This window comes from Roseateles sp. P4_D2, assembly GCF_056401875.1.
Genome location: NZ_JBFUIM010000005.1, coordinates 207,779 through 226,776, shown reverse-complemented (window position 1 = coordinate 226,776; position 18,998 = coordinate 207,779). Strand labels below are relative to the sequence as shown.

The following is an 18,998-nucleotide window of genomic DNA, read 5'->3' as shown; positions in this document are numbered from 1 at the left end:
ACCACCATGATGAAGCTCAGCAAGCACCAACGCACCGCCCTGGCCTGGGGCGGTGTCGCCCTGGGCGTCATTCTTCTGCTGTGGCTGCTGTCGCCCGTGCTGGCGCCCTTCATCGCGGCCCTGGTGCTGGCGTACGCGTTGGCGCCCGCGGTGCAGGCCCTGGTGAACCGGCGCGTGCCGCGGTCGCTGGCGGTGCTGATGGTCGAGCTGCTGTTTGCGATGGCCCTGCTGGCTTTGGTGCTGCTGGTGCTGCCCATCCTCAGCAAAGAGCTGCCGGCGCTGCGCGAGCAGATTCCTGCATTGGCGAAACTGGCCAATGACAAGCTTTCACCCTGGCTGGCGGAGCACGGCATCTACATGCAGCTCGACCCGGCCAGCATCAAGGCCTTCGTGCTGAAGTACCTGGATGCCAATTTCGAAGAGTGGCTGGCGACGGCGCTGAGCTCGGCCCGCATCGGCGGCAGCTTCCTGCTCGCCTTCATCGGCAATGCGGTGCTGCTGCCCGTCGTGCTTTTCTATCTGCTGGACGACTGGCCGGGCCTGGTCGAGCGCATGCGCGCTCTCGTGCCGCCAGCGGCGCGCGATTCGGTTGGCAGCTTCCTCGACGAATGCCATGAGACGCTGGGCCAGTACCTGCGCGGTCAATTGCTCGTCATGGGGGCTCTGGCCATCTTCTACAGCGTCGGCCTGGCGCTGGCGCGCTTCGATCTGGCCTTGCCCATCGGCGTCTTCACCGGCTTGGCGGTTTTCATTCCCTATCTGGGCTTTGGCCTGGGCCTGGTGCTGGCGCTGCTGGCAGGCTTGCTGCAATTCGCAAATCTTTATGGCGTTCTCGCCGTCGCCATCGTCTTTGGCATCGGCCAACTGCTGGAAAGCTTCGTGCTGACGCCGCGCTTCGTCGGCGAGCGCATCGGCATGAGCCCGCTGATGGTCATCTTCGCGCTGCTGGCCTTCGGTCATCTGCTCGGCTTTGTCGGCGTGCTGATTGCGCTGCCGCTGTCGGCTGTGGCGGCAGTCGCGGTCAAGCGCCTGCATCGCGCCTATCTCGAGAGTTCGCTGTTCCGTTAGCCGTTCAATGAGGCAGATCCCGCTTGCGCTGCTGGCGCCGCCCGCGCACAGCTTCGACAACTTCCTGCCCGGCGCCAATGCCGAGGCTCTGGCCTACCTGCTGGGCCTGCAGCCGGGCGATCCACCCGCGCTGCTCTGGGGCCCGACCGGCTCGGGCAAGAGCCATCTGCTGCAGGCATTGGCCGAGCGCTGGCAGGCGGCCGGCCAGCGCGTCGCCTGGTACGACGCCGAGACGGCCTTGCCCTGGGAGCTGCCGGCCCACGAGAGCCTGTTGCTGCTGGACGATTGCCAGCGCTTTGACGCCGGCCAGCAGCATGCCGCTTTTGCCCTTTTTGTAGCGACGGCGGGGCAGGGCTATACCGTCGTTGCAACGGCCGATGCGCCAGCCGTCGACCTGGCCGTGCGCGAAGACCTGCGTACGCGCCTGGGCTGGGGCCCGAGCTTTGCGCTTGAACCGCTGCGCGAGGCCGAAATGCGTGCCGTGCTGCGCCGCGAGGCCGATCGCCGCGGCCTGCTGCTCGGCGACGAGGTGCTGTCCTATCTGCTGACCCGCTTCGAGCGCAATCTCAAGGGGCTGATGGCCTTGCTCGAGCGGCTGGATGAATTCGCGATGTCAGCCAAGCGCGCGCTGACACTGCCGCTGCTGAAGGCCATGCTGGCCGACGAGGCCGTTGAAGAAAAAATCGACTCTGACCCTAATTTATGAATCTCACGCTGTTTGACCTGGATGGGACGCTGATCCCCATGGATTCCGACCATGCCTTCGGTGGTTTCATGGTGGAGGTGGGCTGGGTGGACGGCGTGGTCTGGGGTGCGAAGAACGACGAGTTCTTTGCCCAGTACAACGCGGGAACGTTGGACCTGCCGGCGTATATCGACTTCGCGACGTCCGCCTGGCGCTCCCGCCCGCTGGCCGAGGCGCTGGCCATGCGGGAGCGCTTCATGGCCGAGGTCATGCGCCCGGCGCTGCGGCCCGAGGCCGTCGCTCTGGTAGAGAAGCACCGTGCAGCGGGCGACCTCATCGCCCTGGTCACGGCGACCAATGAATTCGTCACCGCGCCGATTGCCGCGGCCTTTGGCATCGAGCACCTGATCGCCGTCGAGCTGGAACGCGACGCCAAGCAGTGCTATACCGGAGCCATTCGCGGCATCCCGAGCTTCCGCGAGGGCAAGATCGCGCGCGTCGAGGGCTGGTTGCAGGGCCTGGGGGCACAATGGCGCGATTTCGAGCGCGTGAACTTCTTCAGCGACTCGACCAACGATCTGCCCCTGCTTGAACGCGTCAGCCACCCCGTGGCGACCAATCCCAGCCCGACCCTCGCTGCGATCGCCGCCGAACGGGGCTGGCCCCAGTTGCACCTCTTCGCATGATCAAAAAGTTCATCGACAAACTGCTTGGCAAACCCGCCGCAGCCCCCAAGAAGACCAGCCCGCTGGGCAAACGGGTGGAGGTGACGGCCGAGGTTCACGGCATCAACCCGGATCTGCTTGACGAGCGCGCCGTCAAGGTCGTCAAGACGTTGACCGATGCGGGTTTCGAGGCCTATATCGTCGGCGGCGCCGTGCGCGACCTGCTGCTGAACATGCGGCCCAAGGACTTCGACGTCGCGACCAATGCGACGCCCGAACAGGTCAAGGGGCTGTTTCGCCGCGCTTTCATCATCGGCCGGCGCTTTCGCATCGTTCACGTTGTCTACGGCCGCGGTCGTGAGCACGAAGTGATCGAGGTCTCGACCTTCCGCGCGCTGCCGACGGAATCAGAAGCCATCGCCGGCAACGAGAAGACGGGCAAAGCCGAGCTGGATGGCAAGCATCACGCTGTGGATGCCAGCGGCCGCGTGCTGCGCGACAACGTCTGGGGCCCGCAGATCGAGGATGCTGCCCGTCGCGACTACACGGTCAACGCGATGTATTACGACCCGCAGCGCCAACTGGTGGTGGACTACCACGGTGGCCTCGCCGACGCCAAGGCCAAGCTGCTGCGCATGATCGGCGATCCCGAAACCCGCTACCGCGAGGACCCGGTCCGCATCATCCGCGCCGTGCGCTTCGCCGCCAAGCTGGGCTTCACGCTCGAGCCCAAGACACTGGCACCGGTGAAAGCCTCGTTGGCGCTGCTGGCCAATGTGCCGGCCTCGCGCCTCTTCGACGAGATGATCAAGCTGTTGCAGACCGGCCATTCCCTGGCCAGCATCGCGCAGCTGAAGAAACTGGGTCTGGGCCGCGGCGTGTTCGCAGTGCTGGACGCCATGCTGACCGAAACCGGTGACCTGCACGAGGGCATTCGCGGCAACTTCGTGCGGCAGGCCTTCGAGGACACCGACCGGCGCGTGCAGGAAGGCCGCGGCGTCAGCCCCAGCTTCATGCTCGCCTGCATGCTCTGGCATGAAGTGCTGGACCGCTGGACCAAGATCCGCAACGGCGGCGAGCCGCCAGTGCCGGCACTGGCCCAGGCGATCGACGCCGTCTTCGATGCCCGCATCGGCGACATCTCCGGCCGCGGCAAGCTGGCGGCCGACATGCGCGAAATCTGGATGATGCAGACCCGCTTCGAGCGCCGTACCGGTTCGGGTGTGTTCAGCCTCATCGAGCAGCCGCGCTACCGTGCCGGCTTTGACTTCCTGCGCCTGCGCGCCGACGTCGGCGAGATCGACCCGGCCCTGGCCGACTGGTGGGAGGACTTTGCACTGGGCAGCGATGACGACCGTCAGGCCCTGCTGGCCGACGCCCGTGCGACCCAGCAGAAGCAGCCTCGCGTCGTGCGTGCACCGCGTCCCGAGGCGCCGGCCGGTGAAGAGACCGAACCGGCGGCCGATGACGCGCCGGCCAAGAAACGCCGCCGTCGCCGCCGCAAGCCGGGTGGCGGGGAGGGCGCCGCAGCGCCCGCAACTGCCGCCGAGTGAGCTCGCGCGCCTACGTCGGACTGGGCGCCAACCTGGGCGCCGACCCTTCTGCCACGTTGACGCAGGCAGCGTTGCGCCTTGCGGCGCTGCCGGGCAGCCATGTCGCGGCGCTGTCCAGCGTCTGGCGCAGCGCGCCGGTGGATGCTGGCGGTCCGGACTTCCTGAACGCCGTCGTGGCACTGGACACGACGCTTCTACCCATTGAACTATTGGACGCGCTGCAGGCCATCGAACTGGCGCACGGCCGGGAGCGGCCCTACCGCAATGCGCCGCGCACGCTGGATCTCGACTTGTTGCTCTATGGCGAGCTGACCCTCGACACGCCACGGCTGACGCTGCCCCACCCGCGCCTTGGCGAACGCGCCTTCGTGTTGCGCCCGCTGCTGGAGATAGCGCCGGAGCTGGTGCATTTGGCGGCGGGGAAGGGCTGGCAGACCCAGCGCGTCGAGCGGCTCGGCCCACTGTCCCTCTGACCTGGAGATACGAAGATGTTCTCGACCCTCGCCGGCTGGCAGACCGTCGGCTTGCTGCTGCTGTCCAACGTCTTCATGACTTTCGCCTGGTATGGCCATCTCAAGGGCCTGGCGACCAAGCCTTGGTGGATAGCCGCCCTCATCAGCTGGGGTATCGCGCTGTTTGAGTACTTGCTTCAGGTGCCGGCCAACCGCATCGGCCATGGCGCCGGCTTCAGCCTGGCCCAGCTGAAGATCACGCAAGAAGTCATCACGCTCGCCGTCTTCGTGCCCTTCAGCCTGTACTACATGGGTGAACCGCTGAAGCTGGATTTCCTCTGGGCGGGTTTGTGTCTGATGGGCGCTGTCTACTTCATCTTCAGGTCGGCTTGATGACGGTTCGGTGACGGCGCCCGGTAAACTCCGACCCTTCGAGAGATCAAGGACGCCCATGCTGTTTGGCAAGCTGCTGCCCCGTGAGGGCAATTTTTTTGAGCTGTTCAATGAGCACGGTGGCTTCATCCTGGAAGGTGCGCGCGCCTTCCAGAAAATGATTGAAAACTATGCCGACCCAGCGCTGCGCGCGCAGTACGCCGACGAGGTCGACAAGGCCGAGCATGCCGCCGACCGCGTCACCGCCGAGGTGAACCGGCTGCTGCACCGCACGTTCATCACGCCCATTGATCGCGAGCAGATCCACGGCCTGATCAACGCGATGGACGACATCGTCGATCTGCTGCAGGATTCATCCGAGACGCTGTCGCTCTACGATGTGCGCGCCGTGCCCGAGCAGGTTCTGCAGTTGTGCACGCTGTCGGTGCGCTGTTGCGAGCGCGTGCAGCATGCCGTGACGCTGCTGCCGCACCTCAGCAAACCTGCCACGACCGAAGCAGCCCTCAAGACCTGCGAGGAGATCGACCGCCTGGAGTCCGATGCCGACCGTGTCATGCGCTCGGCGATGTCTCGTCTGTTTCGCGAGCAGGAGGACGTGCGCGAGCTGATCAAGCTCAAGGCGATCTACGAGCAGCTCGAATCCATTTCCGATCGCTGCGAAGACGTCGCCAATCTGATCGAGGGCATCGTCCTCGAGAACTCCTGACCGCCGAGATGAATCGACCCCCACACTCACTTCGTTCGTTGCCCCCCGAGGGGGCGTGTCAGCGCCTTCGGACGGCCGCGCGCCGCTGACATGGCATCCGCTGAGATCGCCTTTTGGGTGGTGGCCCTGCTGGTCGTGCTGGCCCTGCTGTTCGACTTCATGAACGGCTTCCACGACGCGGCCAACTCCATCGCCACGGTGGTATCCACTGGCGTGCTGAAGCCGCAGCAGGCCGTGCTGTTCGCCGCCTTCTTCAACGTCGTCGCGATCGCCATCTTCCAGCTCAAGGTGGCGGCCACCGTGGGCAAGGGCATCGTCGAGCCGGGCGTGGTGGATCACCACGTCGTCTTTGGAGCGCTGATCGGCGCCATCGCCTGGAACTTCATCACCTGGTGGTGGGGCATCCCGTCCAGTTCCTCGCATGCGCTGATCGGTGGCATTGCCGGCGCCGTCGTCGCCAAGGCGGGGCCGTCGGCCCTTGTCGCTGGTGGCATCTGGAAGACCGTCGCCTTCATCATCGTGTCGCCTTTGCTGGGCTATCTACTGGGTTCACTGATGATGGTCATCGTGGCCTGGGTTTGCCGGCACAAGTCACCGATACGCATCGACCGCTGGTTCCGGCGGCTGCAGCTCGTGTCGGCTGGCCTGTACAGCCTGGGCCACGGTGGCAACGACGCGCAGAAGACCATCGGCCTGATCTGGATGCTGCTGATCGCCGCCGGCATGGTCAGCGTCGGCGACAAGGCGCCGCCCAGCTGGGTCATCGTCGCCTGCTACATCGCCATCGGCATGGGCACGATGTTTGGCGGCTGGCGCATCGTGCAGACGATGGGGCAGCGCATCACCAAGCTCAAACCGGTGGGCGGCTTCTGCGCCGAGACGGGCGGGGCCATCACGCTGTTCCTGGCGACGGCTCTGGGCATCCCGGTGTCGACGACGCACACCATCACCGGCGCCATCGTCGGCGTGGGCTCGGTGCAGCGTCCGTCGGCCGTGCGCTGGGGCGTGGCCGGCAGCATCGTCTGGGCCTGGATCTTCACGATCCCGGCCGCGGCGCTGATGGCCGGCATCTGCTACTGGGTCAGTTTCATTCTCTACTGACCGGCCTGCGATTCGAAATAGCGCTGGGCGCTGAAGGCGATGGTCGCCATCAGCGCCGTGCCGCCGAACAGCAGGCAGAGCACGACGCCGATGACGGCGGCCCAGCCGCCCGTGCTGGCCGGCCGGCCGGCATTGAAGCGGGCGTTCCAGCGCTCGTCCGGCATCAGCCCGTAGACGATGCCGCCGAGCAGGGCGGCGACGAGGCTGGCGCCCAGCAGCGGAATCAGCAGCCACGCCAGGCGATCGTCCTGGCCGAGGGTGTCCATGCGCTGTACGCCGAGCAGACCGAGCAGCGTCGGCACGGGGAACAGCCAAGCCCAGCGGTCCTTGAGCCCATACAGATAGAAGCGGTGCAGGCCGAAGACACCGACCAGCAAGGCCAGCCAGGTCGCAACGGCCTTGTGTTTGGTGACGCCGCTCATTCGGCGGCGGCGCTGTCACCCAGGCCCAAGGTGTGCTGCATCAACACGACGTCCAGCCAGCGGCCGAACTTCCAGCCTGCGCTTTTCAGCACACCGGTGTGTTCGAAGCCCAGCGCCTTGTGCACGCCGACGGAGCCGGCATTGGCCGCGTCGCCGATGACGGCCAGCATCTGGCGCGCACCGGCCGCTTCGCAGCGGGCCATCAGTTCGGCCAGCAGCAGCCGGCCCATGCCCTGGCCCTGTGCGGCGGGCGACAGGTAGATCGAGTCTTCGACACAGAAACGATACGCCAGGCGGGGGCGGAAGTAGTTGGCATAGGCATAGCCCAGCACTTCGCCGCCGCGCTCGGCCACCAGCCAGGGTAGATTGCGGCTCAGCACCTCGGCGCGGCGGCGGCCCATCTCGTCGACTCCGGGCACCTCGGTTTCGAAGGTGCCGGTGCCTTCCAGCACGGCGTGGGCGTAAATGGCCTGGATGGCGGCCAAGTCGGCGTCAGTGCTGGGGCGGATCGTCAGGGGCAGGGTGATGGGGGCGGGCTGTGACATTTGTCGGTTTTGGGGACTGCGCAAGAGGAGCTTGATCGAGTTTATAATGCTGGGTTTTCGGCTCTGGTCGCAGATGGCTGCGGCGTATCTACAGAGCCTACCCCGGCAGGGGTTCCTGCCATTCGACTTGTCGCTACTTGAGTGTCTCCTCGTGCGGTGGTCACCCAATTTTTAGGAAACATCATGGTTGTGATTCGTCTGGCCCGCGGCGGCTCCAAGAAGCGCCCCTTCTACAACATCGTCGTCGCCAACAGCCGCCAGCGCCGTGACGGCCGCTTCATCGAGCGCGTCGGCTTCTACAACCCCGTCGCTTCCGGTTCCGCCGAGAAGCTGCGCGTCGAGCAGGACCGCGTGAGCTACTGGATCGGTGTCGGCGCCCAGCTGTCGCCCACGGTGGCCCGCCTGGTGGGTGACGCCAAGACGGCCGCTGTCGCCGCCTAAGCAGGCGTGGCAGGCAACAAGCCTCAGCAAGACGGCGCCTCGGCGCCGTCTTTTGCTTCCTGGCCCGAAGATCTGCTGCCGGTGGGCCGCATCCTTGATGCCTGGGGCATCAAAGGCGGCCTCAAGGTGCAGGCCTACTCGGCCGACGCGGACGCGTTGTTCAGCGCCAAGCGCTGGTATCTGAAGTCGACCGGCCCCAAGCCCGGCCAACTGGTGTTGGCCGTGAAATCGGTGCGCGAGCAGGGCGAGGGCATCGTCGCCGTCGCCGAAGGGGTGGACGACCGCAATGCCGCCGAAGCGCTGCGGGGCCACGAGATCCACATTCCCCGCAGCGACTTTCCGCGCACACCCGACGGTGAGTACTACTGGGTTGACCTGATCGGCCTGGACGTCATCAATCGCGAGTCCGAGGCCTTGGGACGAGTGATCGGCCTCATCGACACCGGTCCGCATGCCGTGCTGCGCATCCTGCCGCCAGGCGTGGAAGAGCCCGCCAAGCCGGACCAGGAGCGCTTGATCCCCTTCGTCGGGCGTTTCATCGACGACGTCAGCCTGGAAGACCGGCGTATCCGCGTCGACTGGGGCCTGGACTTCTGACCGAGGCCATGCGCTTCGACGTCCTGACGATCTTCCCGGAGCTGTTCGCGCCGCATCTGACGCATGGCGTCACGCGGCGCGCCTTCGAGAGCCGTCAGGTCGACGTGCGCCTGTGGCTGCTGCGCGATTTCGCCGAGGACAACTACCGCCGCGTCGACGACCGCACCTATGGCGGCGGCCCAGGCATGGTCATGCTGGCCGAGCCGCTTGAAAAGGCGCTCACCGCTGTCAAGGCGGATCGTGGCGAGGCGGCGCCCGTCGTCATCCACTTCACCCCGACCGGCGCGCGAATCGATCAGGCCCGCGTGCAGGATCTCGCTGCGGGCCCGGGTGCCATCCTGCTTTGCGGTCGCTACGAAGGCATTGACCAGCGCGTGCTGGACCGTCATGTAACGCTGGAACTCAGCCTGGGCGACTTCGTGCTGTCGGGTGGTGAACTCCCGGCGCTCACCCTGCTGGACGCCGTCGCACGGCTGCAGGAGGGGGTCCTTGGCGACGCCAAATCCCACGAGCAGGACAGCTTCTCTGATGGCCTGCTGGACTGCCCGCACTACAGCCGCCCCGAAGTTCTGGCCGATGGTCGCGGCGTGCCGCCCGTGCTGCTGTCGGGCCACCACGCCGACATCCGGCGCTGGCGCCGCGAGCAGTCTCTGGTGCTGACGGCCGCGCGCCGGCCCGACCTGATTGCCGCCGCCCGCGCCGCCGGCCGCCTCAGCAAGGCCGATGAATCCTTCCTGGCCAAGCTCTAGGCTAAACCCGCGGCCCAGGCTACACTAGCGGGCTGTCCGATCCTCTGGCGGGGCGAGTGGCTGGGTCCTATACAGGGAGCCAGCTGCAAACATCCCGATAAATAGCGTCTCGCCAAGATCTCCAGGAGTACAGATGAACCTGATCCAAACCCTTGAGCAAGAAGAAATTGCTCGCCTGAACAAGACCATCCCGCCCTTCGCCCCTGGCGACACGGTGATCGTCAGCGTCAACGTCGTTGAAGGCACCCGCAAGCGCGTGCAGGCCTACGAAGGCGTCGTGATTGCCAAGCGCAATCGCGGCCTGAACAGCAGCTTCATCGTCCGCAAGATCTCCAGCGGCGAAGGCGTCGAGCGGACCTTTCAGCTCTACAGCCCGCTGATCGCCACGATCGAAGTCAAGCGCCGCGGTGACGTCCGTCGCGCCAAGCTGTACTACCTGCGCCAGCGTTCGGGCAAGTCGGCTCGAATCAAAGAGAAGCTGGCTTAATCAGCCGGTTCCTACCGCCAAAGCCGCCAGGGCGTACGCTCTCGGCGGCTTTTGTTTTTCTGTCGCATGACCCGCCCCGCTATCACCCAGCCCCAACTCGTGCCGGTCACGAGCATCGATGATCATCTCCCGGCAGTGCCAGACTTGGCGCTGACGGCTTCGGCCATACGGGCGCGCCTGGCGGAGGTGGCGGCCTGGACGCCTGAGTTCGTCGGCGACGGGGGTCTCTTCGCCAATCGCGAGCCGTCTGGTGCCGCTGTGCTCATCCCGCTGGTGCAGCGAGAGGCAGGCTTGAACCTGCTGCTGACCCGGCGTACCGACCATCTGCGCGATCACGCCGGCCAGATCAGCTTCCCCGGCGGCCGTGTCGAGCCCGAGGACGATGGTCCCGTCGCGACCGCGCTGCGGGAGACCGAGGAGGAGATCGGCCTGTCGCGCCAGCACATCGAGATCATTGGCCAGTTGCCGGTCTATTCGACAGTGACGGCCTTTCAGGTGACGCCTGTGGTGGCTCTTGTCGAACCCGGCTTCACATTGACGCTGGATGATTTCGAGGTCGCCGAAGCCTTCGAGGTGCCACTGGCCTTCCTGATGGATCCGGCCCACCACCGCCACCACCGTTTCGAGTTCGCGGGCGCCGAGCGGCGCTTTCTGTCCATGCCCTGGCAAGGGCCCGAACGCGAGTACTTCATCTGGGGCGCGACCGCCGCGATGTTGCGCAACTTCTACCGTCTTCTCAGCGGCGCCTGAGCGCGCCACTATCATCCCGGCCCATGAATTTCTTCGCGGTGCTGCTGGCCCTGTTGTGTGAGCAACTCAAGCCCCTGAGGCATGGCAACCGCGTGCACCAGTCGGTCATCGGCTGGGTGCGCTGGACGGGCCGCAACTTCGACGCTGGCGACGAGCACCATGCTGCCGTCGTCTGGGCCATCACGGTTCTGGTGCCGGGCCTGGCCGTTGCGCTGATCTACTGGGCGCTGCGCCATTTCAGCGTGCTGCTCGCCCTAGGGCTGGACGTCCTCATCCTGTATCTGACGCTGGGCTTCCGGCAGTTCAGCCACTACTACACCGACATCCGTGATGCCCTCGAGCGCGGCGACGACGCCACCGCGCGCCAGTTGCTGGCCGAATGGCGCCACCTGGATGCCAGCGAGTTGCCGCGCACCGAGCTAATCCGACATGTCATCGAGCATTCGCTGCTCGCCGCGCATCGCCATGTCTTCGGCGTGTTCTTCTGGTTCATCGTCTGCTCGACCGTCGGCCTGGGGCCGGCAGGCGCGGTGGTCTACCGCATGGCCGAATTCGCTGGCCGCTACTGGGCCTTCAAGAGCCGCACGCTGGACGCACCGACCAACACCCGCCTGTTGGCCTTGTCGCGTCAGGCTTTCACCTGGATTGACCACCTGCCCGCACGGCTGACAGCCACCGGCTTTGCCATCGTCGGCAACTTCGAAGAGGCCGTGAATGGCTGGCGCCGCGACGCCAGCCTCTGGCTGCATTCCAACGAGGGCATCATCCTCGCATCCGCTGCTGGCGCTGTGGGCCTGCAGCTCGGCGGCGCGGCGGCGCCTGGCGTCACGCCGGATCGCAGCAAGACCTTCGATGCCGGTACCGAACCCGAGTTCACCGGCGCCGCCGGCTCCACGGCCGGCGCACCGCCGCAGCTCGGTCATCTGCAAAGCGTCGTCGGCCTCGTCTGGCGTTCCGTCGTGCTGTGGATGCTGCTGCTCGCGCTGCTGACCCTGGCCAACCTCGTCGGCTAGTCATGGTGCCCCTCGTCCAGTCTCGCCGCGCTGAACGCGGGCGAGCCCGGCCGGTCCCCCAAGGGGACGGCGATGCTTGCCGGTTTGACCGGCAAGCTCATCGCCTGAGCGGGCCGGCTCGGGAGCGGCCCAGCGCTCGGCCCGCCGATATCAAGCAAAGCAATTGAAATGAACTTTCCCAACCTGCCGGCCCTGGCCGAGCCCGGACTTGCTGCGCGCGTGCAGCACGCCATCGACCACAAGACCAAGCCTCTGGGCGCCCTCGGCCGCATCGAGGCCCTGGCCCTGCAGCTCGCGCTGATCCAGGGTGTGGAGCGGCCCGCGCTGCGCGAGCCGCAGCTTGTCGTCTACGCGGCCGACCATGGCCTGTCCCGGCGCGGCGTATCGGCCTACCCGCGTGAGGTCACCCCGCAAATGGTGGCCAACATGCTGGCCGGCGGTGCGGCCGTGTCCGTGCTGGCGCGTCAACAAGGTCTGGCGCTGACGATCGCCGACTGTGGCGTCGATGCGCCGCTGGCCGACGGGGCCGTCGACCTGCGCATTGCTGCGGGCACGGCCGACGCGAGCGTCGGGCCGGCGATGACGGCCGAACAAGCCGAGCGTGCGCTGCGCAATGGCATGGCCCTCGTCGAGCGCTTGCCCGGCAATGCGCTGCTGCTGGGTGAGATGGGGATCGGCAACACTTCGTCGGCCAGCCTCTTGATGCAGCGCCTGACGGGTTTGCCGCTGGCCGAATGTGTGGGGCGCGGCACCGGTCTGGATGACGCCGGCCTGGGCCGCAAGCTTGGCGTGCTTGCAGAGGCGCTCGCGGCCAACACTGACGCCGAGACCCCGTTGCAGCTCGCCGCGGCTCTCGGCGGTTTCGAAATCCTCACCATGGCCGGCAGCGTCATGGCCGCCGCCGCGCAGCGCCGAGTCATCGTCGTCGATGGCTTCATCACGACGGCTGCCGTCGCGCTGGCCGAGGCGCTGCGCCCCGGCTTGTTGGCGGCCTGCGTGTTCGCCCATCGCTCGGCCGAGGGGCCCCATGCGCGCTGGCTGCAACAACTGGGTGTGCGCCCGCTGCTGGACCTGGACCTGCGCCTGGGCGAGGGCAGTGGTGCGGCGCTGGCCTGGCCACTGCTGACGGCCGCCTGTGCGCTGCTGGCCGACATGGCCAGCTTCGACAGCGCCGGCGTCAGCAACCGCGAGTAGCCCTGTGCGGCTTTTCCTTGTTGCATTGCAGTTCCTGACGCGGCTGCCGGTGCGGCTGGAGGGCTTCGAGCCGGCCTGGCTGAACGATTGCGTGCGGCACTTCCCGCTGGTGGGCGCGCTGGTCGGCGGCGTTGGCGCAGTGGTGCTGGCGGGGGCCGGTCATTTGTGGCCGGCCTGGGTGGCCGCGGTGCTGGCACTGGCGGCCACCGTCGCGTTGACCGGCGGGTTTCACGAGGATGGCCTGGCCGACACCTTCGATGCCTTGGGCGGCGTGGTCAGCCGCGACAAGGCGCTGGCGATCATGAAGGATTCGCGCATCGGCAGCTATGGCGCTTTGGCGCTGGGCCTGAGCTTGTTGCTACGCGCCGCGCTGTTGGCCGTATTGGCGACGCGGCCGCTGCTGGGTGCCGTGGCCGCCTTGCTGGCCAGCCACGCCTTTGCTCGCGCGGCGGCCGTGGGCGTGATGGTCAGCCTGCCCTACGGCGGCGATGCGGAGCATGCCAAGGCCAAGCCACTGGCAATGGCCGTGGCGCTCCGCAATTTCGCCATCGCGCTGGGCTGGTGCGGCTTGCTGTTGCTGGCGCTCGCCGCCGGAGGCGTTGATCTGCCGCGCTTGCTGGCCGCCGCAGGCGCAGCAGCGGTTGCCGCAGTACTGATGCACCAATGGCTGAAGCGCCGCCTCGGCGGCTACACCGGCGATGGGCTGGGCGCGACCGAGCAACTGGCCGAGATCGCCGTGCTGCTGGCCTTCACGGCCTCGTTCTGAAGCCTGTGTTCACGATCTGGCGCCACCCCAAGCCCATCGGTGCTGCGGGTCGCTGCATCGGTGGCCGCACCGACCTTCCCGTCGACCCGCGCAAAGCCAAGCGCCTGGCCCATCGCATTCGCACGCATGCACGCCTGCAGGGGCTGCCGCGCGAGGTCGTCACGTCGCCGCTCGCGCGCGCCGCGTCGGTGGGGCATTGGCTGAAGCGATGGGGCTTCCTGTGGTGCGTCGACCCAGCCTTGGCGGAGATGGACTTCGGCCGCTGGGACGGCCAGCCCTGGAGCGCCATCTCCGCGGCGGAATTCGAGCGCTGGACGCGCGACTTCAGCGGCTTCGAGTTCGACGGTGGCGAGTCGCTCAATGCGCTGCTGCTGCGCGCGGCCGCCTGGCAGCCCCCATGTGCCCTGGCCGTGGGCCACGGCGGCTGGATCAATGCCCGGGCATGGCGCGGCGATCCGCCCACGCCGGCCCGGTGGCCCAAGCCGTTGGCCTATGCAGCCAGCCGGTCCGGCGATTTCTGAAACCGGCGGCGCAAGGCCGCCGTGACGGCAGGCGTGGCCCGCATCGCCGGGGCCTCGATGAAGCGATAGCTGGCATGGCTGACCAGCACGAGGACCGGCGCCAGTGCCAGCACCCAACCCCAGTGCACGGCCGCAGGCAAGGCGGCTCCCGGCTGATCTGCCCCCAGCACGAAATGAAAGAGGCTGAACAGCAAAAAGCCGTGCAACAGATAGATGCTGTAGGCCGACTCACCCAGCAGGCGCGAGACCGGGTGCAGCAGCAGGCCGAAGAGGCTGTTGCCGCAGGCGATCAGCACGAAGGCCAGCGTCATCAGCGCAAGCGCACCATAGTCAGTACCCAGGGGGAACAGCGTGACCGCCGCTGCCAGGCATGCCAGGATCAACACGCTGGCCAAGTGGCTGGCGGCCCAGCGGCACAGCCGTGCCGAGCGGGAGCCCACCGCGGCCGCAATGCCGCCGGCAAACGCCCACAGGTACACAGGTTGTGCGGGCCAGTTCAGCAGGGCGGTGACAGACACCAGGCCCAACAGCAGATAGGGCCAGCGCGGCAGCACGCCGACCGTCAGCGCGAGCAGTGGCAGGACGCCGTAGAAGAACCACTCATAGGGCAGGGACCAGGTCACGCCGGCGACAACGATCTTGGTCACCTCGATCTGGTTGATCGGTGGGTTGCCGTACATCGTGAAGCCCAGCCAGCGCAGGGCCTGCTTGGTGACGGTGCGGGCCGGCTCATGCAGCTCGCCGCCCGACAGCACGGCGACCGTCGTGAACAGCAGCAGCATGACGAAGAGATACAGCGGCACGAGGCGCAGCACGCGCGACACGACGAGCTGCAGCCAGTCCAGCGGCCGCTGGCGGGCGGCGATCAGCTTGGAGAAGAACAGGAAGCCCGTGATCATGAAGAACAGGGCGACGCTGCTGTGACCCAGATGGGTGTAGAGCCGCGACGGTGGCAGCTTCCACTCACCGCTGTGCTGATAGAAGTACCAGATGCAGCCGTGATGCAGGAAGACGCCCAGGGCCAGATAGCCGCGCAAGCCGTCGATGCTCGCGAAGCGGCCCGGTGCGGGCGGCGCACCGACACGCCGCTGCAGCAGCGCCGCCGTTGCAAAAGCCAGCAGCAGCGCCGCAACCGCAGGCAGCGGGCTGACCGGGCCGAGCAGGTCCAAAGCCGGGCCTACTTCAGCACCGTCTGCTGCATGAACAGCACGGTCGCGTAGAACTGGAAGTCCTGGTTGTCCTTCTTCTGGAAGCCATGGCCTTCGTTTTCGGCGCGCAGATACCAGACCGGCGTGCCACCCTGGCGCACGGTCGCGACGATCTGCTCGGCCTCGGTGTAGGGCACGCGCGGGTCGTTCTTGCCCTGGATGACGAAGAGGGGCTTCTTGATCCGGACCGCGTTGGTCAGCGGCGAGATCTTGTCCAGGTGGGCCTTCATCGCCGGGTCGCGCTCATCGCCGTATTCAACCCGGCGCAGGTCGCGGCGGTAGCTCTCGGTGTTGTTCAGGAAGGTCACGAAGTGCGAGATGCCGACGACGTCGATGGAACCGGCGATGCGGTCGGCGTAGTTCGTCGACACGGCCAGCGTCATGTAGCCGCCGTAGCTGCCGCCGGTGACGAGCACGCGCGAGGCGTCGAGGTCGGGTTGGGTGGCAATCCAGTCGAGCAGGGCGCCGACGTCCTTGACCGAGTCCTCGCGCTTGAAGCCGTTGTCCATCGCCAGGAAGCTCTTGCCGTAGCCGCTGGAGCCTCGCACATTGGGCTGGATCAGTGCCATGCCGAGCTCCTGCACGTAGTAGGCGTTGCGGCCCAGGAAGCCGAAACTGGCCTGGGACTCGGGGCCACCGTGGATGGAGATCAGCACCGGGCGCTTGCCGGAGAACTTCTTCGGTGGGGCGGTGAGCAGACCCGAGATCATCGTGCCGTCAAAGCTCTTCCAGCGCACGATCTTCTGCTCGCTGAAAGCGGCAGTGTCGACACCAGGCGCGGCTGTGGCGCGCGTCCATTGCTGGACCTTGCCGTCCGTGCCCAGCGAATAGATCTGGCTCGGGCCCTGGGCATTGCTGATTGAGAAAGCGAGCTCACCGCGACCGTGGTGGTAGGAAGCGGCGCCGACATTGCCCTCGGGCAGTTTCGGCAGGGCGGCGGCCGGTACTTCCTTGGCAGTCGCCGCATCGAAGAAATGCAGCTCGTCGCGGCCATCCACATTGAACTGGGCCGCCAGCCTGGCACCGTCCTCGGTCAGCGTGACACCGCTGACGTCCCAAGGGATGTGGCTGCTGACACGGTCGATGCGGCCACTGGCGAGATCCAGCTTCATCAGCTCGCGGAACTCGCCGGCGCGGTCGCTGGCAATCCACAGCGAGCGGCCATCGGGCGCCCAGCCGGCGGGTGAGTAGGTGGCCTTGGCCTCCTGGCTGCCCGCCGTCGGCGCGACTTGCTTGGCCACGCCGCTGTCCAGGTCCAGCATCCAGATCTGCGATTCATTGGCCGACAGATAGCGCGTCAGCGACACCAGGCGCTCGTCGGGCGAGGGGCGACCGGCAAACCAGCCGCCGCCGTCCAGCTCGGCCAGCTTGCGCCGCGCCTCGGGCTTTTCGGGGTCCATCAACCACAGCGTGGTGGTGATCTTGGTGCGCGTGCCGCCCTGGGCGGTGCGGTCGATGGGCACCGAGGAGTAGACGAGCCGGCCGCTCCTGCGCAGCCAGGTGTTGATGGAGTGGCGCTCGTTGGGATTGGTCAGCAGCACTGGCTGAGCGCCAGCCTGGTTCAGCGGCAGGCGATAGAGCTGCGCGACTTCGTTGCCACCGGTGGCGCGCTCGAAGACGATGTACTGACCGTTGCGCGGTTCGTAGGTCGCGCGCACGACCGGGTCGATGCCGTCGGTGAGCTGCTCGCCATCGGTCAGCGGCGTCGTCACGCGAAAGATCTGCGCCGTGTTGGCACCGGCCTTGCGGTGGCTGACCAGCATCTCGCGCTGGGTCGGGTGCCAGTCGGCGAAGGCGTGGCCGCGGAAGTCGTTGTAGCGGCCGATGGCGTCAGCCAGGCTCTGGGGCACGGGCGGGATGCCCTGGATCACCAGGTTCGCATTGGGCGCAACCACAGCCGTGGAGACCGGTGCCGGCGCAGGAGAAGAGGCGCAGGCGGCCAGCAATGCTGTGCCGAGTGCGCAAAGAGAAAGACGCAAACGAATCATGTGGGGCCTCAAAAGGAAATGGGCGCTCGAAGCGCCCATTCTCGACTGGCCCGGACTCGGGTCTAACCCGCTATGCCTTGGGTCATGCGGTCTGCTGGATGCCGGCAATCAGCCAGCCGTCACCGGCCTTGACCAGATGCCAGATCTCGTCGAAGTCCTCCGCGGCCTGTTCGCTCTTCTCGCGCACCAGGCCCGAGAAGCGCACGGAGACAATCTGTTCTCCGGTCTCCGTCGCGACATCGACGACGTTGGCTTCGAGCTGCAGCACCTCGGTGCGCTGAGCCTGTGCGCCGCGCTCCAGCAGATCGTGCTGGATGTTGGCGTACATCTGCGGCGTCGTGAAGCGGCGCAGGTCGGCCTGGTCGCCGGCGTCGTTGGCGGCCTGCAGGCGGATGAAGACCTGCTTGGCGAGCTTCTCGAAGCCCGCGGCGTCGAAGTCCGCGGGGGCTGCGGCAGCGCCGGAAACCGTGGCCGCTGCCGAATTCCACGCCGGCTCGGCTGCCCGGAAGTTGGCGCCGTTGGCGCCGGCGAGCTGCGGCTTCGGCGCGGCGAAGCGGCGCACCAGGAAGCGAATCACGAAGACCGCCACCAGGCCGAGCAGCACCATCGTCATGATGCTGGCCAGTTCGCCGCCAAAACCGAAGTGGCTGGCCAGCGCGGCCAGGCCCAGGCCTGCGGCCAGGCCGGCAATGGGGCCAAGCCAGGAGCGTTTGGGCGCCGCAGCGGGAGCGGCCGCGGGTGTTGCAGCAGCCTGTTTGCCGGGAGCTGCTTGCTGGGGCGCAGGCTGCTGGGCCGGCGGCGTTTGTGGCGCGGTCTGGGTAGGCACGCTGCGCTTCAGGCCACCACTGGAGAGGCGTTTGGCCTCGGCGTCATGGGCGGGCAGCGTGACGGCCAGCAGGGTGGCGAGGGTCACAGCAAAGATGCGGTTCAAGCGAGTTCTCCAGAAGCTTGGAAACGAACCGGCAGATGCAGGTTCGGATCAGGATTTTCAAGCGTCTCTGATATCGGAAACCACGGTTTTTCCGAAGTCTGGCCGCATGAGAAAGCGAACAATCGCCGCAGCCGTGTCGGCCGCCGTCTGCAGCTGGCCGCCATCTTTCAGGCCCTGGAAGCGGGTTTGCTCGGGGAACCGGGTGGGGTCGGCGCCGCGCAATTGCACCTGCATGTCGGTGTCGATGACGCCCGGCGCCAGTGAGACGACGCCGACGCCAGGCTCTTCCAGGGCCAGGGCGCGGCTGAGATGGTCCAGCCCGGCCTTGATGGCGCAATAGGCTGCGCTGCCGGCCATGGCGCGGCGGCCCAGGCCCGATGAGATGCTCAGGATGCGTCGCGTCGGCACGCCCACCGTTTCGGCCAGGAAGACACGGCTCAGCAGCGTTGGCGCTTCCAGGCCGACGCGCAGCGCGGCCGACAGGCTGGTGAGGTCGGAGGTCGCCAGCGGGCCGGGCTCGCTGAGCAGGGCGGCGTTGTTGACCAGCGTTGCACTTTCCCAGCGCTTGTTGGCGCGCAACCAGGCCTGCAGGTGTTCCGCAGCAGCAATCGGGTCCGCCAGATCAAGCGCCCATTGCTCCGCTTGCAGCGCCGGGTTGGTCTTGCGAGCGATGCCGATCACCGTGTTATCGGCTTGCGTGAGCTGTTGAACCAGTGCCGCGCCCAGGCCGCGTGAACTGCCGGTGATGATGTAGAGATGCATG

The 18,998-nt window shown here is 67.0% G+C and carries 23 protein-coding genes; 17 read left to right on the top strand and 6 right to left on the bottom strand.

From position 1 onward, the window contains the following. Positions 1–6 precede the first annotated feature (6 nt). The 8 genes from AC1DW0_RS11145 (at position 7) to AC1DW0_RS11110 (ending at position 6,623) form a co-directional block, all read left to right on the top strand. A complete protein-coding gene (locus AC1DW0_RS11145) occupies positions 7–1,068 on the top strand; it encodes an AI-2E family transporter (RefSeq protein ID WP_327082893.1) in 1,062 nt (353 codons plus the stop codon). Between the two features lie 7 nt (positions 1,069–1,075). After that, on the top strand, positions 1,076–1,774 hold the full coding sequence (hda, locus tag AC1DW0_RS11140; RefSeq protein ID WP_457324811.1) for a DnaA regulatory inactivator Hda: 699 nt from the start codon (positions 1,076–1,078) through the stop codon (positions 1,772–1,774). Further along, a complete protein-coding gene (locus AC1DW0_RS11135) occupies positions 1,771–2,439 on the top strand; it encodes an HAD family hydrolase (protein ID WP_457446290.1) in 669 nt (222 codons plus the stop codon). Before hda ends, AC1DW0_RS11135 begins: the two co-directional genes overlap by 4 nt. Then, positions 2,436–3,971 carry a polynucleotide adenylyltransferase PcnB gene (gene pcnB, locus AC1DW0_RS11130; protein ID WP_477945849.1) on the top strand — a complete coding sequence of 512 codons (1,536 nt, stop codon included), beginning with the start codon at positions 2,436–2,438 and terminating at the stop codon, positions 3,969–3,971. The genes AC1DW0_RS11135 and pcnB overlap by 4 nt, the downstream gene beginning before the upstream one ends. Next, positions 3,968–4,444, top strand: a complete 477-nt coding sequence (gene folK, locus AC1DW0_RS11125) for a 2-amino-4-hydroxy-6-hydroxymethyldihydropteridine diphosphokinase (RefSeq protein WP_056201900.1) — start codon at positions 3,968–3,970, stop codon at positions 4,442–4,444. Before pcnB ends, folK begins: the two co-directional genes overlap by 4 nt. Positions 4,445–4,459: 15 nt before the next feature. Next, on the top strand, positions 4,460–4,816 hold the full coding sequence (locus AC1DW0_RS11120; protein ID WP_056201903.1) for a DMT family protein: 357 nt from the start codon (positions 4,460–4,462) through the stop codon (positions 4,814–4,816). A 58-nt stretch (positions 4,817–4,874) separates the two neighbouring features. Beyond that, a complete protein-coding gene (locus AC1DW0_RS11115) occupies positions 4,875–5,522 on the top strand; it encodes a DUF47 domain-containing protein (protein ID WP_056201905.1) in 648 nt (215 codons plus the stop codon). Positions 5,523–5,612: 90 nt separating this feature from the next. Then, positions 5,613–6,623 carry an inorganic phosphate transporter gene (locus AC1DW0_RS11110; protein WP_056201908.1) on the top strand — a complete coding sequence of 337 codons (1,011 nt, stop codon included), beginning with the start codon at positions 5,613–5,615 and terminating at the stop codon, positions 6,621–6,623. On the opposite strand, the gene AC1DW0_RS11105 is transcribed toward AC1DW0_RS11110, so the two are convergent. Both AC1DW0_RS11105 and AC1DW0_RS11100 read right to left on the bottom strand, forming a co-directional pair. Continuing rightward, on the bottom strand, positions 6,617–7,045 hold the full coding sequence (locus tag AC1DW0_RS11105; RefSeq protein ID WP_056201911.1) for a TM2 domain-containing protein: 429 nt from the start codon (positions 7,043–7,045) through the stop codon (positions 6,617–6,619). The genes AC1DW0_RS11110 and AC1DW0_RS11105 overlap by 7 nt on opposite strands. Beyond that, positions 7,042–7,590 (bottom strand): GNAT family N-acetyltransferase, encoded by a 549-nt coding sequence (locus tag AC1DW0_RS11100; RefSeq protein ID WP_235532057.1) that lies wholly within the window; start codon positions 7,588–7,590, stop codon positions 7,042–7,044. Before AC1DW0_RS11100 ends, AC1DW0_RS11105 begins: the two co-directional genes overlap by 4 nt. Positions 7,591–7,773: 183 nt before the next feature. Between AC1DW0_RS11100 and rpsP the strand changes: the two genes are divergently transcribed. The 9 genes from rpsP to AC1DW0_RS11055 all read left to right on the top strand — a co-directional run bounded on the left by rpsP (position 7,774) and on the right by AC1DW0_RS11055 (position 14,108). Next, complete coding sequence (rpsP, locus tag AC1DW0_RS11095; protein WP_056201913.1) at positions 7,774–8,031, top strand: 30S ribosomal protein S16; 258 nt, start codon at positions 7,774–7,776, stop codon at positions 8,029–8,031. An 81-nt stretch (positions 8,032–8,112) separates the two neighbouring features. Then, the gene (rimM, locus tag AC1DW0_RS11090; protein ID WP_477945845.1) at positions 8,113–8,628 is read left to right on the top strand and encodes a ribosome maturation factor RimM; all 516 of its coding nucleotides are present in this window, start codon (positions 8,113–8,115) and stop codon (positions 8,626–8,628) included. 8 nt (positions 8,629–8,636) lie between these two features. Next, positions 8,637–9,377 carry a tRNA (guanosine(37)-N1)-methyltransferase TrmD gene (gene trmD / locus AC1DW0_RS11085; protein ID WP_457325223.1) on the top strand — a complete coding sequence of 247 codons (741 nt, stop codon included), beginning with the start codon at positions 8,637–8,639 and terminating at the stop codon, positions 9,375–9,377. A gap of 133 nt (positions 9,378–9,510) precedes the next feature. After that, positions 9,511–9,864, top strand: a complete 354-nt coding sequence (gene rplS / locus AC1DW0_RS11080) for a 50S ribosomal protein L19 (protein ID WP_056201923.1) — start codon at positions 9,511–9,513, stop codon at positions 9,862–9,864. Positions 9,865–9,930: 66 nt separating this feature from the next. Continuing rightward, a complete protein-coding gene (locus AC1DW0_RS11075) occupies positions 9,931–10,614 on the top strand; it encodes a CoA pyrophosphatase (RefSeq protein ID WP_056201925.1) in 684 nt (227 codons plus the stop codon). 23 nt (positions 10,615–10,637) lie between these two features. Then, positions 10,638–11,627 carry a CobD/CbiB family protein gene (locus AC1DW0_RS11070; RefSeq protein WP_457352874.1) on the top strand — a complete coding sequence of 330 codons (990 nt, stop codon included), beginning with the start codon at positions 10,638–10,640 and terminating at the stop codon, positions 11,625–11,627. Between the two features lie 168 nt (positions 11,628–11,795). Beyond that, the gene (gene cobT / locus AC1DW0_RS11065; protein WP_457352872.1) at positions 11,796–12,821 is read left to right on the top strand and encodes a nicotinate-nucleotide--dimethylbenzimidazole phosphoribosyltransferase; all 1,026 of its coding nucleotides are present in this window, start codon (positions 11,796–11,798) and stop codon (positions 12,819–12,821) included. Positions 12,822–12,825: 4 nt separating this feature from the next. Further along, entirely contained in the window at positions 12,826–13,587 is a 762-nt protein-coding gene (gene cobS, locus AC1DW0_RS11060; RefSeq protein ID WP_457352870.1) for an adenosylcobinamide-GDP ribazoletransferase, read from the top strand. A gap of 5 nt (positions 13,588–13,592) precedes the next feature. Continuing rightward, positions 13,593–14,108, top strand: coding sequence for a histidine phosphatase family protein (locus AC1DW0_RS11055; protein ID WP_457352868.1), 516 nt, complete (start codon positions 13,593–13,595; stop codon positions 14,106–14,108). Here AC1DW0_RS11055 and AC1DW0_RS11050 read toward each other — a convergent pair. From AC1DW0_RS11050 to AC1DW0_RS11035, 4 genes are all read right to left on the bottom strand, one after another. Then, positions 14,078–15,277, bottom strand: coding sequence for an acyltransferase family protein (locus AC1DW0_RS11050; protein WP_477945841.1), 1,200 nt, complete (start codon positions 15,275–15,277; stop codon positions 14,078–14,080). The genes AC1DW0_RS11055 and AC1DW0_RS11050 overlap by 31 nt on opposite strands. Before the next feature lie 8 nt (positions 15,278–15,285). After that, positions 15,286–17,304: a S9 family peptidase gene (locus tag AC1DW0_RS11045; RefSeq protein WP_477945839.1), complete on the bottom strand. Its 2,019-nt coding sequence runs from the start codon at positions 17,302–17,304 to the stop codon at positions 15,286–15,288. A gap of 82 nt (positions 17,305–17,386) precedes the next feature. Continuing rightward, positions 17,387–18,235 (bottom strand): Tim44 domain-containing protein, encoded by an 849-nt coding sequence (locus tag AC1DW0_RS11040; protein WP_457325145.1) that lies wholly within the window; start codon positions 18,233–18,235, stop codon positions 17,387–17,389. A 57-nt stretch (positions 18,236–18,292) separates the two neighbouring features. Then, positions 18,293–18,997 carry an SDR family NAD(P)-dependent oxidoreductase gene (locus AC1DW0_RS11035; protein WP_477945837.1) on the bottom strand — a complete coding sequence of 235 codons (705 nt, stop codon included), beginning with the start codon at positions 18,995–18,997 and terminating at the stop codon, positions 18,293–18,295. Position 18,998: the final 1 nt, after the last annotated feature.

What these genes read in the sequence shown, in the direction of transcription:
- hda (WP_457324811.1), top strand. Translation starts at nt 1,076, where the DNA reads ATGAGGCAGATCCCGCTTGCGCTGCTGGCGCCGCCCGCGCACAGCTTC.
- trmD (WP_457325223.1), top strand. Translation starts at nt 8,637, where the DNA reads ATGCGCTTCGACGTCCTGACGATCTTCCCGGAGCTGTTCGCGCCGCAT.
- rplS (WP_056201923.1), top strand. Translation starts at nt 9,511, where the DNA reads ATGAACCTGATCCAAACCCTTGAGCAAGAAGAAATTGCTCGCCTGAAC.
- AC1DW0_RS11045 (WP_477945839.1), bottom strand. Translation starts at nt 17,304, where the DNA reads ATGATTCGTTTGCGTCTTTCTCTTTGCGCACTCGGCACAGCATTGCTG.
- rpsP (WP_056201913.1), top strand. Translation starts at nt 7,774, where the DNA reads ATGGTTGTGATTCGTCTGGCCCGCGGCGGCTCCAAGAAGCGCCCCTTC.
- AC1DW0_RS11105 (WP_056201911.1), bottom strand. Translation starts at nt 7,045, where the DNA reads ATGAGCGGCGTCACCAAACACAAGGCCGTTGCGACCTGGCTGGCCTTG.
- AC1DW0_RS11110 (WP_056201908.1), top strand. Translation starts at nt 5,613, where the DNA reads ATGGCATCCGCTGAGATCGCCTTTTGGGTGGTGGCCCTGCTGGTCGTG.
- AC1DW0_RS11035 (WP_477945837.1), bottom strand. Translation starts at nt 18,997, where the DNA reads ATGCATCTCTACATCATCACCGGCAGTTCACGCGGCCTGGGCGCGGCA.
- AC1DW0_RS11070 (WP_457352874.1), top strand. Translation starts at nt 10,638, where the DNA reads ATGAATTTCTTCGCGGTGCTGCTGGCCCTGTTGTGTGAGCAACTCAAG.
- pcnB (WP_477945849.1), top strand. Translation starts at nt 2,436, where the DNA reads ATGATCAAAAAGTTCATCGACAAACTGCTTGGCAAACCCGCCGCAGCC.
- AC1DW0_RS11145 (WP_327082893.1), top strand. Translation starts at nt 7, where the DNA reads ATGATGAAGCTCAGCAAGCACCAACGCACCGCCCTGGCCTGGGGCGGT.
- cobT (WP_457352872.1), top strand. Translation starts at nt 11,796, where the DNA reads ATGAACTTTCCCAACCTGCCGGCCCTGGCCGAGCCCGGACTTGCTGCG.
- AC1DW0_RS11075 (WP_056201925.1), top strand. Translation starts at nt 9,931, where the DNA reads ATGACCCGCCCCGCTATCACCCAGCCCCAACTCGTGCCGGTCACGAGC.
- AC1DW0_RS11135 (WP_457446290.1), top strand. Translation starts at nt 1,771, where the DNA reads ATGAATCTCACGCTGTTTGACCTGGATGGGACGCTGATCCCCATGGAT.
- AC1DW0_RS11100 (WP_235532057.1), bottom strand. Translation starts at nt 7,590, where the DNA reads ATGTCACAGCCCGCCCCCATCACCCTGCCCCTGACGATCCGCCCCAGC.
- AC1DW0_RS11120 (WP_056201903.1), top strand. Translation starts at nt 4,460, where the DNA reads ATGTTCTCGACCCTCGCCGGCTGGCAGACCGTCGGCTTGCTGCTGCTG.
- AC1DW0_RS11115 (WP_056201905.1), top strand. Translation starts at nt 4,875, where the DNA reads ATGCTGTTTGGCAAGCTGCTGCCCCGTGAGGGCAATTTTTTTGAGCTG.